Here is a 17,225-nt window from a genome sequence, read left to right on the forward strand (position 1 = left end):
ACAATTGGGGTGCAGTTCACATCAGCACGGCTTCTCACTTTAGATACGGACAGCAGTCCCGCTCACAGCAACCATTAGCATTCCTTCGCGAACTACCTCGTAATCCACGTCGATACCAACAATTGCATTTGCATTTTTTTGTCTTGCGAAAGTTTTCATCTCTTCCATTGCGATGTCGCGTGCTTCTTTTAATTTACTTTCATAAGCACCCGCACGACCGCCGACAACGTCACGGACGGAGGCGAAAAGGTCACGAACGATATTCGCACCCATAATCGCTTCTCCATTGACAATATCGATATACTCAATAATTTCTTTTCCTTGAATTGTAGACGTTGTTGTTACAATCATACTTTATAGCCTCCCATATGAGATTTTTACCTACTTATGGTGCACTAATTCTGTACAAATTATATTTACGAACTAAACTGAGCTTCGTATAACCTACTGTACCCTCCGCCTTGCTCAATTAATTCATTATGTGAACCTTGTTCTGCAATACCATCTTTATTTACAACGACGATGCGATCTGCATTTTTAATCGTTGCTAGTCTGTGAGCGATAACTAATGTTGTACGACCAACAGATAGCTCCGCAAGCGATTTTTGAATCGCAAGTTCCGTCTCTGTATCTAACGCAGAAGTTGCTTCATCCAATATTAAAATTGGCGGGTTTTTCAAGAACATACGAGCAATTGCTAGACGCTGCTTCTGTCCACCAGAAAGTTTTACACCACGCTCACCGATAACAGTATCTAAACCGTCTGGTTGTGAGTAAATTAAGTCTTCTAACTGCGCACGTTTTACTGCCTGCCAAATTTCAGCCTCTGACGCCTTTAAATTGCCGTAAGCAATATTTTCACGAATTGTTCCTGAGAATAAGAACACATCTTGCTGCACAATTCCAATTTGCTTACGAAGTGAAGATAATGTCATATCTTTCGTATCAATACCATCAATTTGAATTGATCCAGATGATTGCTCATAAAAACGTGGTAATAGGCTACATAACGTCGTTTTCCCTGCTCCTGATGGTCCAACGAACGCAACCGTTTCACCTGCATGTATGTTCAAACTAATGTCATTTAAAATCGGTTCTTTATTTTCATATCCGAACGTAATGTTGTTATATTGAATATCACCATGTACCTGTTTAACTTCCATTGCATCTTTAGAGTCTACAATGTCAGGCTCTGTTTCAAGAAGCTCTACATACCTTTTAAAACCAGCGATTCCTTTCGGATAGCTTTCGATTACCGCGTTAATTTTTTCAATTGGACGGAAGAAAATATTCGTTAATAGAACGAATCCGATAAATCCACCGTATGTTAATTCTCCTTGCAGAACAAACCATGTACCGCATATTAATACGAAGAGCGTTACGAGACGCATGAGCATATAACTAATCGATGAATTTAAAGCCATAATTTTATACGCCATTAATTTCGTTGTACGGAAACGAGCGTTGTTCACAGCGAATTGCTCTTTCTCAAACTTTTCATTTCCGAATGCTTGTACAACACGAATGCCCCCTACATTGTTCTCAATGCATGCATTAAAATCAGCAACATCTGAGAATAAACGTCTAAATGTACCTGTCATTTTTTTATTGAAGTACAGCGCTAACCATAATAGGAATGGAATGACGAAGAACGTTAATAACGCTAACTTCCAGTTGATCATCATCATAAATGAGAATGCCCCAACTAAAGTCATTACGGCGATAAATAAATCTTCTGGTCCATGGTGAGCAATTTCCCCAATTTCCATTAAATCGTTTGTAAGGCGTGAAATTAAATGACCTGTTTTATTATTATCAAAAAATCTGAATGATAGCTTTTGAATATGATCAAATAATTTCTGCCTCATATCTGTTTCAATGTTAACACCAAGCATATGTCCCCAATATGTAACGACATATTGTAAGCCTGCATTTAACATATAAACTGCGAGTAAACCGAAACAAGCCCATAAAATAAGCGTCCAGTTTTGCCCTGGCAATAACTTATCAATAAATTGATTTACGATAAGCGGGAAGCCGAGTTCTAATAATCCTGCGACAACCGCACAAGAAAAGTCGAGTATAAATAAACCTTTATACGGTTTATAGTACGAGAAAAATTTACGCAGCATATTTTACCTCCATTTTCCAAAATTAAAAAGACTCCCTAAATGATAACCATTATCAAATAATTATTCAAGTTATCCGTCTATGAAACTGAAAATAAGCTTTGCGATAGTTGTCGTTTTTTGCTGGAAAGTCGATATATTCGAATAATCGCCGATATATTTCGAGTTGCGCTGATATATTTGCAAAATCACCGATATATTTCAAGTTGCGCTGATATATTCGGAAAATCGCCGATATAAATTTCATTTACTAACTACTCTCCCATCCCCCAAAAACAAAAAAGGTACCACCACAAGGTGATACCATTCCTTCTATTACATCGCTTCCGAATCCCACTCATGCTCCTGTTCAACGAATACAATACCTAATTCGTGATGTCCACCAGCATATAATGCAGTTTGTGCAAGACGAAGCTCACCATTTGTATCTAATACTTCTAATTTACAAAATGCTCCTGTCGTCTTCGTTTGAAGCGCATCATAAAATTCCTCGGCGCTTTTTGGAATGACTCCATTTACTTTCGTAATAATTTCTCCAGGCAGTAATTTCAGCTCTGCTCCAATTGTATTTGGAATTGTATCTAGTACAACGAGCCCATCATTGCGTGCAGCAAAATACGCTGGTCTTGTTTCATCGGCAATTTTTTCTTGCATCGAAATTGTGAAACGCCCAAGCATAGCGACTCCCATCGCGATAATTGCAAGTACGTGCCACCAGTAACTTGCGATTCCTAAAACGAGCACAAGTCCTGCTAACCCATAAACACGTCTTCCTGTAAATAATAAAGCTTCCGTCGGCTCATAACTTTTAATATTTCTCATAAATCCAATTAAAAATGGAACGAGGAATAGAGAATATGTATTTGAACCTATTGAAACGACAGGCCACCATGAAATAAACTGCGTTACCGCATCACCCGGTACAAGAATAAAAATAGGAACGATCCATAAACGCTTTGATTCGTGTAAACCAATCTTTAATCCACGCTTCCCCTGCCTAATCCTCGGCGTCGAATATCCTACTGCATTTTTAGAAATCAATAAGCCTTCTACAATAAGCATAACGCCTAGTAAAATAACAAGGGATACAATGGTACTCTCTTCACCTTCTCGAAGCTGTAAAAAGGAAACTGGTAGCTTAGAAGATAATAGAACACATACGATCGCAATGCTAAATGTATAAGCCGCCGATAAACATCGATACATAGCCGTTAATCCAAATAGTAACGTCCAAATTAAAATGGCCCATAAGCTTGCTTTAGAAACAACAAGTCCAAGCCCAATCGTAATAATAGATACTACTAATCCGTATCCAATCCCTGCAAATAGAGAGGTTCGCAGTTCAAACCAAATATCATAAACTTTAAAAGAAAAATCTTTTCGTTCTCTTAACATACGTAAGTATCCAACGAAGATACTACTTATTACAAATATATAGACAGCAGGGTGTAAGAAAAAACGTCCAACTGCCCGCATTATTTCAAAAATCCATGCCTCCATGAACCCATTCACCACCATTTATATCATTCTTTCTTTTTATATTATCATAACTAAACAAACGTTTGTTTAACACAAAAAAATACAGGCAGCAAACTGCCTGTATTTCTTCTTATTTTGCCATTAATTTTAATGCTGACTGTAATTGTAGATCATTTTCTCCAGAACGGATTTTTTCGATAATTTTAGTTTGAATCGCTTCAGCTGTCTTTTTATCAAGCTGTCCTGTCGCTTCCATTTCATTTGCATTTTGGAATGCTTTCAGAGCCGATTCTGTCTCTTTACTAAAGTATCCATCTTCACGACCTGGTACATAACCTAAGCTCTTAAGCATTTCCTGAGCATGTTTTACTTGTACATCATTTGAATTGTATGAAAGTGTTTTTTCAATTTGAATTGGTGTCGAATGATAATAATTTGGTTGCTTCACTTCTACTGTTGGCGCGATTCCTTTTTTATGAATCCAGTTCCCATCCGGTGTTAACCATTTAAACATCGTTAATTTAATGTTGCTGCCGTCTTTAAATGGAACAGCTTGCTGGACAGTACCTTTACCAAATGTCTTTTCACCAATTAAATCGTATCCTTCTCCTTCTTTTAACGCACCTGCTAAAATCTCTGAAGCAGAAGCACTTCCATTATCAATTAATACTGAAATTGGATATGGTTTTCTCTCTTTCAGTTCCGTAGAGAATTTCTTCTTCTCACCATTTCGCTGCTCTACTTGTAGCATCGGCTTTTTATTCGTCATAATTTCCCCTAGTATATCTTCTACACTATTTAAGTAGCCACCAGGATTACCACGCACGTCAATAACTAAGCCTTTTATATTTTTCTTCTCTAACTCTTTTAACTGATCCTTAAATTCTTTCGCTGTATTTTCAGCAAAAGACGTGATTTGCATATAACCGATATCTTTTCCGCTCTCTTGCTTCACAGAACTAAACACTGTAAAGATCGGAATCTTTTCACGCTTAATTTTAAATACAATCGGATCAGTTACTCCCGCGCGTTTAATTTCAATTGCGACAGTCGTTCCCTTTTTACCACGAATTTTTAATACTGCTTCTTCACGTGATAAGTCTTTCACACTGTTTCCATCTACAGATAAAATTTGGTCATTCGGTTTAATTCCTATCTTTTCTGCTGGTGAACCTTTAATTGGCGATACGATAATAAGCTTACCGTCCGTCTTGTTCACCTCAGCCCCAATCCCCTCTAATTCGGGATCAAGCGATTCACTAAACTGTTTGGCTGTTTCTTTATCCATATACGTGGAATAAGGGTCCTTCAGCGTAGACAACATACCTTGTATTGCACCTTCAACTAACTTTTCATCTTTCACGTCTTCCACATAACGTGAATCAATTAGTGCATACGCCTCATTAATTTTTGCCAAATTCCCTTGCGCAGTGCTAGCATTCCCACTCGAAATTGTTTGCGTTACTTCTGATGGGTTAACCCCAAATACAGACATGCCTGCAAACATTCCGCCAGCACCAATTAAAAATGCAACAACCATTCCAATAATTGCAACTCTACGTTTCAATGCGGAATTCCCCTTTCCAAAACACACAGGTGGTGTAGCAAAAGGCATCACACAGTGTGTGATGCCTTTACCTATTTCTACTATATGATAAGCTTGTACGAATTATGTTTGCAACTTTTTATACTTTTAAGAAGCGACGAATTGACATTACACTTCCCCACATACCGATTAAAGCACCGATTAACACTAGTAAACCAGCTAATTGGAATACGAATGGACTGTATGGTAGAAGCTCGAAAATTGTTCCGCCAAGTTTTTCATTAAACACACCTTGCAACGAATTATACGTAATTAGAATTAGGCCAATTGGAATAATTGATCCTAATACTCCTAAGAATAATCCCTCTAGCAAGAATGGCCAACGAATAAACCAGTTTGTTGCACCAACAAGTTTCATAATTTCAATTTCTGTACTACGAGCATAAATTGTAATTTTAATTGTATTAGAGATTAAGAACATCGCTGTGAATAAAAGACCAGCAATTAACGCAATCCCAATGTTACGACCAGTTTTTACAGTATCAAATAATCGTTCAACTTGCCCTTTTCCGTACTGAACATTACTAACAAACTGCATTTTTTCAACCTTCTTCGCGATTGTCGCTGTATCGGTTGGTTCTTTCGCTTTTACAACGAATACGTTTTTAAGTGGGTTATCTTGTTCAAATAACTCAAACGTTTTTCCACTATCACCTAAGCTTTTAATTAAACGTTTTAACTCTTCTTCTTTAGAAGAATATTTAATAGAATCTACTTTTGCAATCTTACTCATATCTTCTTCTAATTTCTTTTGATCCGCTTCTTTTGCAGCTGGATCAATGTGTACACGAATCTCTACATCTTGCTCTACTTTCGTCGCAAAATGGTTCATATTCATAATCGCTGTTAAAAAGACACCTACAAGTAATAATGTAACTGTTACTGCACTAACAGAAGCAAATGTCATCCATCCGTTACGTGATAGATTCTTTACACCTTCTCGCAAATGTCGACTAAGGGTCTTAGCCTTCATATCCGTATCCTCCCTCAATCTCATCTCGAACAATTTTTCCGCCTTCAATCGCGATTACACGATGACGGATTGTATTTACGATATCTGCATTATGCGTCGCCATAACAATCGTTGTGCCGCGCTCATTAATGCGAGTAAAAATATTCATAATATCAAGAGCTGTTTCAATATCTAAGTTACCTGTTGGCTCATCGGCAATTACAACCTTTGGTCTATTTACAATTGCTCTTGCAATAGCCACACGTTGTTGCTCCCCGCCCGAAAGCTCACTTGGAAGTGCGTCTGCACGATCTTCAAGGCCTACAAGACCTAGAACTTCTGTTACACGCTCACGAATTGCATCCGGTTCTTCTTCAATTACTTCTAAAGCAAACGAAACATTCTCATATACCGTTAATTTAGGTAGCAATTTGAAATCTTGGAAAATCACGCCTAATTGACGACGGAAATACGGAACATCTCTTTCTGCCAATGTTTCGATAGTAAGTCCATTTACATTAATAGATCCTGTAGATGGTTTCTCTTCACGATACATCATTTTAATAAATGTAGATTTTCCGGCTCCACTCGGTCCAACTACGTATACGAATTCACCTTGTTTAATGTTAACTGTAAGACCAGCAATGGCTTTCATACCATTCGGGTACTCCTTATAAACATTCGTCATTTTTATCATTATTTATCACCCAATACTTAATGATTTTTTTCGAAATACTTTTCTGTACATCTGAAAACAAAAGACATTCTTCATTTTCATTTAGTCATCCTTGTTGAAGATAGTTTACTTATGCTTTCTCATAAGCAATACCACTCTATGTAATATATTTCAGCAAAATTCTACAAACCTCATTGTAACATCAAACGGTTTCCAATTTGGATACATTTTTGTTACAGTTATGTTACATACCAGAAAAAAGGAAAACGAGTTGACTATATTATCAACTCGTCCATTTCACCTTTTTTATTTATGTTCAGCTAACCATTCAGACACTTTTTTCGCATCTTCACCTTGAATAAGTCCTGGTGACATTGAACCGCGGCCTTTTTTAATAATCTCTTCGATATCTGCAGCGTCGTACTTACCGCCTACTTTTCTTAAATCAGGTCCAGTTGCCCCTGATAAATCTGTTGCGTGACATCCCGCACAACTTCTTTGGAAAATTTGTTCTGCGCTGTCTGTGCTTGCAGACTGTTTCGAAGACTTACTCTCTTCTTTATTTCCGCATGCTCCTAAAGCAAAAACAACCGATGTCCCTAGCGCAATAGCCAACAATTTCTTTTTCACTTCTATCGCTCCCCATTGTTGATATTCTTTTTATTCATAACACACTCATTTTCATTATAAGCATTATCTTTATATAGAAAAACTAAGGTGTATTTCATATTCCTCAAAAATACAGTGAGAACCTTGATAAAATAATGCTTTCATAAGTTGTTTCAATTCTGTGAACAACTTAAAAAACTCCTATAAAGCATCCTTTTTAAAAGGAAAATTAGAAAGTTCTATATAAATCTTTACCATATTACCGCTCTATTTTACTATTCTCTACTTTTTACAAAACAATATACAGCATTGTAATCTACATATAATCCCATCAAAAAGAGAAGTTGTCGTTTCCAACTTCTCTTCCTCTTTACTTCATCTATAAAAATAAAATCAAATTCTTTATATCCTCTATTGTCCTCAGCATGCGCCAACAATTTCGTTGGCTTTTTTTCGCTTATTAGATGCGAGAACGTAAGTAAGCATCAATAAATGGATCAATCTCTCCATCCATAACAGCTTGTACGTTACCAACCTCCGTATTTGTACGATGGTCTTTTACAAGAGAATACGGGTGGAATACGTAAGAACGGATTTGGCTACCCCATCCGATTTCTTTTTGCTCTCCGCGAATTTCATCTAATTCTGCTTGTTGCTCTTCTAGTTTCTTTTGATATAATTTCGCTTTTAACATTTTCATCGCATGCTCACGGTTTTTAATTTGAGAACGCTCCGACTGACATGTTACAACCGTATTTGTCGGTGTATGTGTAATACGAACTGCTGAATCTGTCGTATTTACGTGCTGTCCACCAGCTCCACTTGCTCGGTACGTATCAATTTTTAAATCTTCTGTACGTACTTCGATTTCAACTTCATCATTGAACTCTGGTACAACTTCACAAGATACGAATGATGTATGACGACGCCCTGAAGAATCGAATGGTGAAATACGTACAAGACGATGTACACCTTTCTCTGCTTTTAAGTAACCGTAAGCGTTATGACCTTTAATTAATAAAGTTACACTCTTAATACCAGCTTCATCACCTGGTAAATAGTCAACCGTTTCTACTTTGAATCCGCGTTTTTCAGCCCAGCGTGTGTACATACGTAATAGCATAGAACCCCAGTCTTGTGACTCAGTTCCACCTGCACCTGGATGTAATTCTAAAATCGCATTATTTTTATCATAAGGATCACTTAATAGTAACTGAAGCTCATACTCATTCATTTCTTGAATTAAGCCTTTTACTTCTGATTCTAATTCCTCATGTAAATCTTCATCATACTCTTCTTTTAAAAGCTCATGCGTGATTTCTAAATTTTCGAACGTCTCATCTAACTGACGGAACTTTCCAACCATATCTTTTAACGCATTCGCTTCATTAATTACAGCTTGTGCTCCTTGTTGGTCATCCCAAAATCCTGCGCCCATCATTTTCTCTTCTAATTCTGCAATTTGTTTCTCCTTAGTAGGGAGGTCAAAGAGACCCCCTAAAAGCCGCTAATCGCTTAGCCATTTTCTCTAATTCCTGTCTAATTTCTACTAATTCCATTTCCTTCACCTCTATGTAATTGCTGTTACTTTCGTATGAAAACAAGGGAAACTCTCTCCACTTATTACGGAGAGAGTTTAATCCTTCTTAATTATACATTTTTGATATAAAAGTTTGCAAAACAGCCAAAGCTACCGTCCTATATTACTGAACGATACCACAGCAGTTTTTATATTTTTTACCACTACCACATTTACATAAATCGTTGCGGCCCACTTGGTCACCTTTTACAACTGGCTTTTTCTTTGCTTCTTCGCCATCGCTAGAAGGATGAACAGCTTCACCTTGAACAACTTCTTGACGTTCTAAGTTTTGTTCAATTTCAGCTTTCATAATGTAACGAGAAATTTCCTCTTCAATAGAAGCAACCATTGACTCGAACATCGCGAACCCTTCCATTTGGTACTCACGAAGTGGATCGATTTGACCGTAAGCACGTAAATGAATACCTTCACGAAGGTGATCCATCGCATCAATATGCTCTGTCCATTTCGTATCTACAACGCGGAATACAACAACCTTCTCAAACTCACGCATTTGCTCTTCTGGCATAAGCTTTTCTTTTTCATTGTATCGCTCAATTAATTTCGCAATAATTGGCTCGCTCATTTCCTCAGGAGCAAGGCGACGTAATTCTTCTTCTTTTACATCTCCGTCTTGAAGAAGGTTTGTATTTAAGTAGTCAACAAGACCTTTAATGTTCCAATCTTCTTCAATTTCCTCTTGTGTATGAAGAGCAACAGCACGTTCTACTGTAGATTTCATCATACCTTCAATAATGCCGCGTAAGTTGTCAGACTCCATTACCTCTTGACGCTGTTTGTAAATAACTTCACGTTGCTGACGAAGTACATCATCATATTGCAGTAACTGCTTACGTGCATCATAGTTATTTCCTTCAACACGTTTTTGTGCAGATTCTACCGCACGAGAAACCATTTTACTTTCAATCGGCTGAGAATCATCCATACCAAGGCGGTCCATCATTGCTTTCATATTATCTGAACCAAATCGGCGCATTAATTCATCTTCCATCGATAAGTAGAACTGCGTAACACCAGGGTCCCCTTGACGACCAGCACGACCACGTAACTGATTATCAATACGACGACTTTCGTGACGCTCTGTACCGATAACTGCTAAACCAACGTTTTTCACATCGTCTCCAAGCTTAATATCTGTACCACGACCTGCCATGTTCGTCGCGATTGTTACAGCACCTTTAATACCAGCCTCTGCAATGATATCTGCTTCACGAGCATGGTTTTTCGCATTTAAGATGTTATGACGTACACCTTTACGCGTTAACATTTTTGAAATAAGCTCTGAAGTTTCAATTGCAACTGTACCTACAAGAACAGGTTGTCCTTTTTTATGACGATTTACAATATCCTCAACAACAGCATTGAACTTACCTTCCATTGATTTAAAGATTAAATCGGCACGATCATCACGAATAATCGGTTTGTTTGTCGGAATTACAATAACGTTCATATTGTAAATGTTACGGAATTCCTCTTCCTCTGTTTTCGCTGTACCAGTCATACCAGATAATTTTTCATACATACGGAAGTAGTTCTGGAATGTAATTGTTGCAAGCGTCATGCTTTCATTTTGAATTTCTACACCTTCTTTTGCTTCGATCGCTTGGTGTAATCCTTCGCTATAACGACGACCTTTCATAAGACGACCAGTGAATTGGTCTACAATTACGATTTCGCCTTCTTGTACAACATAATCTGTATCACGATGCATAACAACGTGTGCACGAAGCCCCTGATTAATATGGTGAAGAAGTGCTACATGTTTTAAATCGAATAAGTTTTCAATATGGAAAGCTTTCTCTGCTTTCGTAATACCATCTTCTGTTAGCATTACATTTTTCGTTTTCACATCAAATGAATAATCTTTTTCATTTTCTAACGTACGAACAAATGCATTTGCAAACATGTATAGCTCTGTTGATTTTTGAGCTTGTCCTGAAATAATAAGCGGCGTACGTGCTTCATCGACTAAAATAGAATCGACTTCATCGATAATAGCAAAGTGAAGTGGACGTTGAACGCACTGCTCTTTATATAAAACCATGTTATCACGTAAGTAATCGAATCCAAGCTCATTATTTGTGCTATACGTAATATCAGCAGCATAAGCCTCTTGTTTCTCTTCGCGTGACATACTATTTAAGTTAATTCCTACCGTTAAGCCAAGGAACTCATGAAGTTGTCCCATTTCGCTCGCATCACGTTGTGCTAAATATTCATTGACTGTAACAACGTGAACACCTTTTCCTGTTAAAGCATTTAAATATACAGGTAATGTAGATGTTAACGTCTTACCTTCACCCGTTTTCATCTCAGAAATATTCCCTTCATGTAAGGCAATACCACCCATTAACTGTACGCCATATGGACGCATTCCAAGAACACGAGTTGCCGCTTCGCGAACAACTGCAAAAGCTTCAGGTAGTAAATCATCTACTGTTTCACCTTTTGTTAGACGTTCTTTAAATTCAAGCGTCTTTCCTTTTAATTGTTCATCAGTTAGTGGCTTAATAGATGACTCTAATGCATCAATTTGCTCAACTGTCTTTTGCATACGTTTAATTTGGCGTTGATTTACATCAAACACCTTTTTTAAAATACCGATCATAGGAAATACGCTCCTCTTTTTATTAAAATAAAACTTCCGATTGTTTTTCTTTTTCTCTATTACAATCAGTCGTTATAAAAATCAAATGTATGTTATGCCAATTTTTCTCCTAATTAAAAAAACTAAAATGTATATACCTAATGATAATTGTAACACTTGTCTTATAACTATGACAACAATCGGCCGATTGTCTCGTTCTAAATTAAGAAAAGTTTTTTAAAAATCTATTTTCAGCAAAAAAAGCGCAGCCTCATTCGGCTGCGCTTTCGAATTATTATTTAGTTTCGATTAAACCGTATTTCCCATCTTTACGGCCATATACAACATTAGTTTCATTTGTATCAGCATTTGTGAAGACGAAGAAATTATGTCCTAGCATATCCATTTGTAGGATTGCCTCTTCAACGTCCATCGGTTTTAAATCGAATCGTTTTGTACGTACAAGTTCTAATTCATCTTCTTCTACCTCATCCAAAACAGCTACTGCTTCCGGAAGGATAAAGTTCGTTTTTATAGAACCTTTCTCACGTAACTTACGATTTACTTTTGTTTTATGTTTACGAATTTGTCGCTCAATTTTATCAACTACTAAATCGATAGCAGCGTACATATCGCTATTAGTTTCTTCTGCACGAAGTAATAAATCAGTAAATGGAATTGTTACCTCGACACGTTGCTTGTCAGAGTATACTTTTAAATTAACTTTAATCTCTGGGAATGTATCAAAATAACGCTCTAACTTACTTAGTTTTTTCTCTACATATTCCTTTAATGCTGGAGTTACTTCAATATTTTCACCACGAATGTTGAATTTCATAGATGAATTCCTCCTTTCAAGCCTATGTACTATAATTTCGACATTGGCTTAAAAACTCCTTCTAACTTTTTTAAAAAAATTAGTGGAATTGCGATTTTTTTATCGTTTTTTGTTGAAATGAAAAGATGCATCGTTTCTATCTTTATTTTATCCTATTAACATCGTGAATAACGAATATTTCTGTGGACAATTCGTTACAGAAAAGAAACAACTTTTTGACAACTTACCCTATAACAAATACCCCTTGCGAAAAACAAGAGGTTCTACTACATATATATAACGTTGCCACAAACGCAGCTTTCTCTTCCCAAAACAATATACCCTACAGTTTCACAACATTAGCTGCTTGTGGTCCACGTGCTCCATCTACAATGTCAAACTCTACTTGTTGCCCTTCTTCCAATGACTTATACCCATCTTGTTGAATAGCAGAAAAATGGACAAATACATCGTCACCATCTTCACGCTCAATAAACCCAAATCCCTTTTCTGCATTGAACCATTTCACTCTTCCTTGCATGTTCATTCCATTCCCTTCACTCTAAAAATCAGGGCATTCGCCCCATATTTTGACTATAACGAATGACAACATATGAAGTCAAAGAAGACTTATCGCCTTTTTATTATCGCTTTCGACACTGTCATATTAACTTCTACAAAGTGTCAAACTAGATACTTCCCTTGCCCCTCTTTCATATAACAAACTTCCGATTTGCCTAACTGTAATCCCTGTCGTATACACGTCATCAACGAGTAAAATATGTTGCCCAGAAAACATCTCTTCTCCCTGAAAATAAAAAAGATTGCTTCCTGACACCCTTTCTTTACGTGTCTTCTTACTTTGCTTTTCTGTTTCCCTTCTTCTTAATGATGGATAAGAAATTTTGACAGGCAAACAAGTTGCTAATAACTCAGCTTGATTAAAACCACGTTCAATTTCCCTTTCCTTACTAAGCGGAACAGCGATAACAGTTGAAACATTGGCAAAACACTTTTGAAATAAACTTCGAAAAGAACGATAAAAAATGTGCACTAACTCTGCATCCCCCCGAAACTTAAACTGCGCTACTATTTCTTTCATCTCATCATCATACATATATAACGAACGGTTTTTAAAAGAACGATACTTCTCCTCTTTCATCCACCTTATACAATCTATACAAATACCGTCTTCTTGAAATGAGGCAGGAACAAATTCTAAAGGTCGCCCGCACTCCATGCAAATTTCTCCTATAATATAGGAAAGTTTCTGCTCACATCTATCACATATATATTTTCTATGACACTTTACAAAAAAAGTGTACCAACTAACCTTTTCTACAAAACACTCATCACAAAGTAAACAATGCATTAATCGATCAATCCTTGTTCTTTCGCATTTTTATTCATACCTTGAATATGTTTTTTCGCGCGCACCATCGCCTCTGTCTTGCCATAGTGAAAATAAATGACCTCTCCATACGGTGCTTCAAAGCTCCGCCCTGCTCGGCCCGCAATTTGTACGAGCGCACTTTCTGAAAATATTTCTTCTTCCGCCCCTAAAACTGCAACTTGCAAATTTTTCACCGTTACGCCTCGCTCTAAAATTGTCGTTGTAACTAATAATGGGATTTCTCCCTTTCTGAACGCTGCGACTTTCTCTTTTCTCATCGGATCTTCTGCATGTACCCCTTCAACTTTATTATGCAATGATTTCAATAACGAGCTTATTTCTTCTATATATCGTACATGGGGAACGAATAAAAAAACAGGATACTTTTTGTTTAAGTACATCTTTAACCATTGTAGTAAAACTCGAGGAATTCTTTCACGGTTGAGGCTTTTCTTCCAATTTCCGCACCAGCAAAATAGAGGAACTGGCAACGGATGACGGTGATATCGTCCAGAAACAATAACACCTTTTTGTTCACCTTTTCTAAATTTTCGCTTCCACGTTTCATCTGGAGTCGCAGTTAAATAAATACGCGCCGCTTTTTCTTTCATCGCTTGTTTTACCGCGTACTGTAACATTTGATCTGCACAATATGGAAAAGCATCTATCTCATCTACAACTATGACATGAAACGCCCTATAATAACGTAATAATTGATGCGTGGTCGCAACGACTAGTACTGCATCTTTTTCTTTATCTACACTCCCTCCATATAAAGCCACTACCTTTATATATGGAAATACTTCTTGTAATCTCGGTGCTAATTCCAAAACAACATCCGTTCTTGGCGTTGCGATACAAACTCTTTCTCCTTTTTGAAGCGCTTCGTTAATACCGTAAAACAACATCTCTGTTTTCCCAGCCCCGCATACAGCCCAAATAAAAAATGATTCTTTTTGCTTAATAGCCTCTATAACTCCTTGCGCCGCCAAATTCTGGCCAGTAGACAACGTCCCGTTCCACTGTAACAAATTTGAATTCTTTTCTCTCTTTCTTTCAGCAATCCCGCGAACAAGTACAGTACATTCACTTACTCTCCCCATCGTTATACACTTCCGGCAATATGTGCACACTTTACTGCACCTTTTACATAAAAACGACGCAAATAGCCGCCGATCTACATTTCCACAGCGTTGGCACATATATTTAGAATTCTTCTTTTTTACACCTTGTACACATACGATCTCTCCCTTCTTTTTCAAATCGTTTAATTTCCTCTGTAAATCTGAAGAAAGTTCTTCTAATAGCAACTGTTTCCCCGCTACCATCAACAATCACCTCCAGCACTACTATAAACCTTTCTCATCATCTCGTAAAAACTCAAAAAAGCCGATAACCTACTTATAAAATAGTAAGCTATCGACTTTATACACTTGTTTTATTCTTTTATAAATCCTAGAATCGACCGTATCCTAAGAAATGTTTTTTGTTATACGAACTGTTAATATCACCGTACGCAATTCCTTTATCACTAGCATGGATCATTTGGCCATTACCAACGTAAATACCGATGTGAGATGGACCTGCTTTATAAGTACCTTGGAAGAATACTAAGTCTCCCGGTTGCGGGCTACTTACTTTTGAAACAGAATTCCAGTAACCATTAACGTCTTGACGACCTACACCAAAAATGTAAGAAATGAATCCACTACAGTCAAAACCACCGTTTGATGGAGATGCACTTCCCCAAACATATGGCATACCTAAGTATTGCTTTGCCTTACCAATTACGCCCGGAGTCGGATTTGAATCTGGTGTTGGAGCTGGCTTTTTCTCTTCTTGTTTAGGTGCTTCTTTCTTAGGCTCTTCTTTTTTTGGTTCCTCTTTTTTAGGTTCTTCTTTTTGAGCTTGTCCACCATTGTTTGCTGGTGCAGCTTGCTCTGCAGGTGCTTGTGCTGGTTGAGCTTGCGCAGCTTTAGCAGCTTGCTCTGCTTGTTTTTGAGCAGCAGCTTCTTGTGCAGCTTTTGCTTGTGCTTCTTCTTCTGCAATGCGTTGTAATTGCAGTGCTTGTTTCTCAAGCTCTTTCAATTGACCTTCCGTACTTGTCATTGAAGTTACAACTGTATCCATTTTACCGCTTAAATCGTTTACCGCTGTTGCTTTTTTCTCTTTTTCAGCGTCAAGTTCTTTCTTAGCAGTTTCAATTTGAGCTTGTGCTTCTTTTAATTCTTTTTGTTTCTCTTTTACCGTTGCAACATCTTTTTTCACACTAGCTTGGTCTTCTTGTTGTGTTTTCATGATATCTTCATCAGACTCAAGAATTTTAGAAACTGAAGTTAAACGATCAACTAAATCAGCAACGTTTTTAGAGTTTACAAGAACTTCTGTTACAACGTTCGTATTTGGTTGTTCTTGAAGTGCAACTAAACGCTTTCTTAATAGCTCTTCACGTTTTGCAATCTTTGTTTGTAATTCTGCAATATCTTTATTTTTCTTTTCAATTAATTGCTCAGTATCAGAAACTTTTTTCATTGTTTCATCAAGCTTTGCAGCATTCTCTTGAACAGATTTATCTAAACCTTGAATTGTTTTGTTTAAGTCATTCATTTGCTTTTGTAATTCATCACGTTCTTGTTGTTGTTTATGTAAAGTGTCATTTTGTGTATTAATTTGTGATTTCACGTCAGAAATTTTATCTTCTGCAAATACATTTGGTGTTAGCCCAGAAAACATTAACCCTGCAACTAATGCGCAAGATGCCATTTTTAGCTTTTTCATTTTATTTTTTACACCGCTTTCTTTTTTCTTTTTCCGTATATAACCTATAAAATTTATACCATAATTCGGGATTTTTTTTGCTAATGTTACGTTTTTGTAAAACAAATGTAATATTATATGTAGCTCTAGCGCAAAATTCGTATATTTTTGTATGTGTGTGTAGAAATTTACATACTTTTCTTACTTCTATAAACAAAGAAAAAACGTAAGGAATCCCTTACGTTTTATTAAATATACGAATACAAATGAAATGCTACTTCATCCATTTCTCAGCCCAATTTTGGACCTCATCCATAACACTTTCTAACGCTTTCCCCTTGTCAGTTAAGCCATACTCGATTCGAACTGGTACTTCTGGATAGACATTACGAACTACAATGCCCTCGCTTTCCAATTCCTTCAAACGCTCTGACAACATACGATCGCTCATATTTGGGATAATATCTGCGATTTCTCTAAAACGTTTCGACTCTTCAAGCAAAGATTTAATAATTAAGCCAGTCCACTTCTTACTAAGCAGAGTAAAAGCTGACTCAAACTTTGGACATAAACAAGAATTATGCTCCATATGTTTCACCTCTCTTCTATTATAATAT

The 17,225-nt window shown here is 37.0% G+C and carries 15 protein-coding genes; all 15 read right to left on the reverse strand.

From position 1 onward, the window contains the following. Positions 1 to 39: 39 nt before the first annotated feature. Positions 40 to 351, reverse strand: a complete 312-nt coding sequence (locus DN401_RS14890) for a heavy metal-binding domain-containing protein (RefSeq protein ID WP_000637523.1) — start codon at positions 349 to 351, stop codon at positions 40 to 42. A 65-nt stretch (positions 352 to 416) separates the two neighbouring features. Then, positions 417 to 2,132, reverse strand: coding sequence for an ABC transporter ATP-binding protein (locus tag DN401_RS14895; RefSeq protein ID WP_149287823.1), 1,716 nt, complete (start codon positions 2,130 to 2,132; stop codon positions 417 to 419). Positions 2,133 to 2,444: 312 nt separating this feature from the next. Beyond that, positions 2,445 to 3,629, reverse strand: a complete 1,185-nt coding sequence (locus DN401_RS14900; RefSeq protein ID WP_000388603.1) for a PDZ domain-containing protein — start codon at positions 3,627 to 3,629, stop codon at positions 2,445 to 2,447. A 109-nt stretch (positions 3,630 to 3,738) separates the two neighbouring features. Next, positions 3,739 to 5,175, reverse strand: coding sequence for a S41 family peptidase (locus DN401_RS14905; protein ID WP_000830314.1), 1,437 nt, complete (start codon positions 5,173 to 5,175; stop codon positions 3,739 to 3,741). Positions 5,176 to 5,293: 118 nt separating this feature from the next. After that, positions 5,294 to 6,187, reverse strand: coding sequence for a permease-like cell division protein FtsX (ftsX, locus tag DN401_RS14910; protein ID WP_000645027.1), 894 nt, complete (start codon positions 6,185 to 6,187; stop codon positions 5,294 to 5,296). Then, the gene (gene ftsE, locus DN401_RS14915; protein WP_000594321.1) at positions 6,177 to 6,863 is read right to left on the reverse strand and encodes a cell division ATP-binding protein FtsE; all 687 of its coding nucleotides are present in this window, start codon (positions 6,861 to 6,863) and stop codon (positions 6,177 to 6,179) included. Before ftsE ends, ftsX begins: the two co-directional genes overlap by 11 nt. Before the next feature lie 285 nt (positions 6,864 to 7,148). Next, the gene (gene cccB / locus DN401_RS14925; protein ID WP_000727971.1) at positions 7,149 to 7,472 is read right to left on the reverse strand and encodes a cytochrome c551; all 324 of its coding nucleotides are present in this window, start codon (positions 7,470 to 7,472) and stop codon (positions 7,149 to 7,151) included. 439 nt (positions 7,473 to 7,911) lie between these two features. After that, a protein-coding gene (gene prfB / locus DN401_RS14930; RefSeq protein ID WP_096001716.1) for a peptide chain release factor 2 occupies positions 7,912 to 9,010 on the reverse strand; the annotation gives its coding sequence in 2 pieces (ribosomal slippage) (positions 7,912 to 8,937 and positions 8,939 to 9,010; 1,098 coding nt in all). A gap of 144 nt (positions 9,011 to 9,154) precedes the next feature. Next, entirely contained in the window at positions 9,155 to 11,662 is a 2,508-nt protein-coding gene (gene secA, locus DN401_RS14935; RefSeq protein ID WP_000579385.1) for a preprotein translocase subunit SecA, read from the reverse strand. Positions 11,663 to 11,936: 274 nt separating this feature from the next. Continuing rightward, positions 11,937 to 12,479 carry a ribosome hibernation-promoting factor, HPF/YfiA family gene (gene hpf, locus DN401_RS14940; protein ID WP_000671185.1) on the reverse strand — a complete coding sequence of 181 codons (543 nt, stop codon included), beginning with the start codon at positions 12,477 to 12,479 and terminating at the stop codon, positions 11,937 to 11,939. Positions 12,480 to 12,801: 322 nt separating this feature from the next. Next, positions 12,802 to 12,999, reverse strand: a complete 198-nt coding sequence (cspC, locus tag DN401_RS14945; protein WP_001990088.1) for a cold shock protein CspC — start codon at positions 12,997 to 12,999, stop codon at positions 12,802 to 12,804. A gap of 126 nt (positions 13,000 to 13,125) precedes the next feature. Further along, on the reverse strand, positions 13,126 to 13,830 hold the full coding sequence (locus tag DN401_RS14950; protein WP_149287824.1) for a ComF family protein: 705 nt from the start codon (positions 13,828 to 13,830) through the stop codon (positions 13,126 to 13,128). Continuing rightward, on the reverse strand, positions 13,830 to 15,179 hold the full coding sequence (gene comFA, locus DN401_RS14955) for an ATP-dependent helicase ComFA (RefSeq protein WP_000225362.1): 1,350 nt from the start codon (positions 15,177 to 15,179) through the stop codon (positions 13,830 to 13,832). The genes DN401_RS14950 and comFA overlap by 1 nt, the downstream gene beginning before the upstream one ends. Before the next feature lie 127 nt (positions 15,180 to 15,306). Then, positions 15,307 to 16,734 (reverse strand): C40 family peptidase, encoded by a 1,428-nt coding sequence (locus DN401_RS14960; protein ID WP_000499474.1) that lies wholly within the window; start codon positions 16,732 to 16,734, stop codon positions 15,307 to 15,309. Between the two features lie 148 nt (positions 16,735 to 16,882). Continuing rightward, positions 16,883 to 17,197, reverse strand: coding sequence for a winged helix-turn-helix transcriptional regulator (locus DN401_RS14965; protein ID WP_000400857.1), 315 nt, complete (start codon positions 17,195 to 17,197; stop codon positions 16,883 to 16,885). Positions 17,198 to 17,225 lie beyond the last annotated feature (28 nt).

This window comes from Bacillus sp. BF2-3, from assembly GCF_008368795.1.
GTDB lineage: Bacteria > Bacillota > Bacilli > Bacillales > Bacillaceae_G > Bacillus_A > Bacillus_A cereus.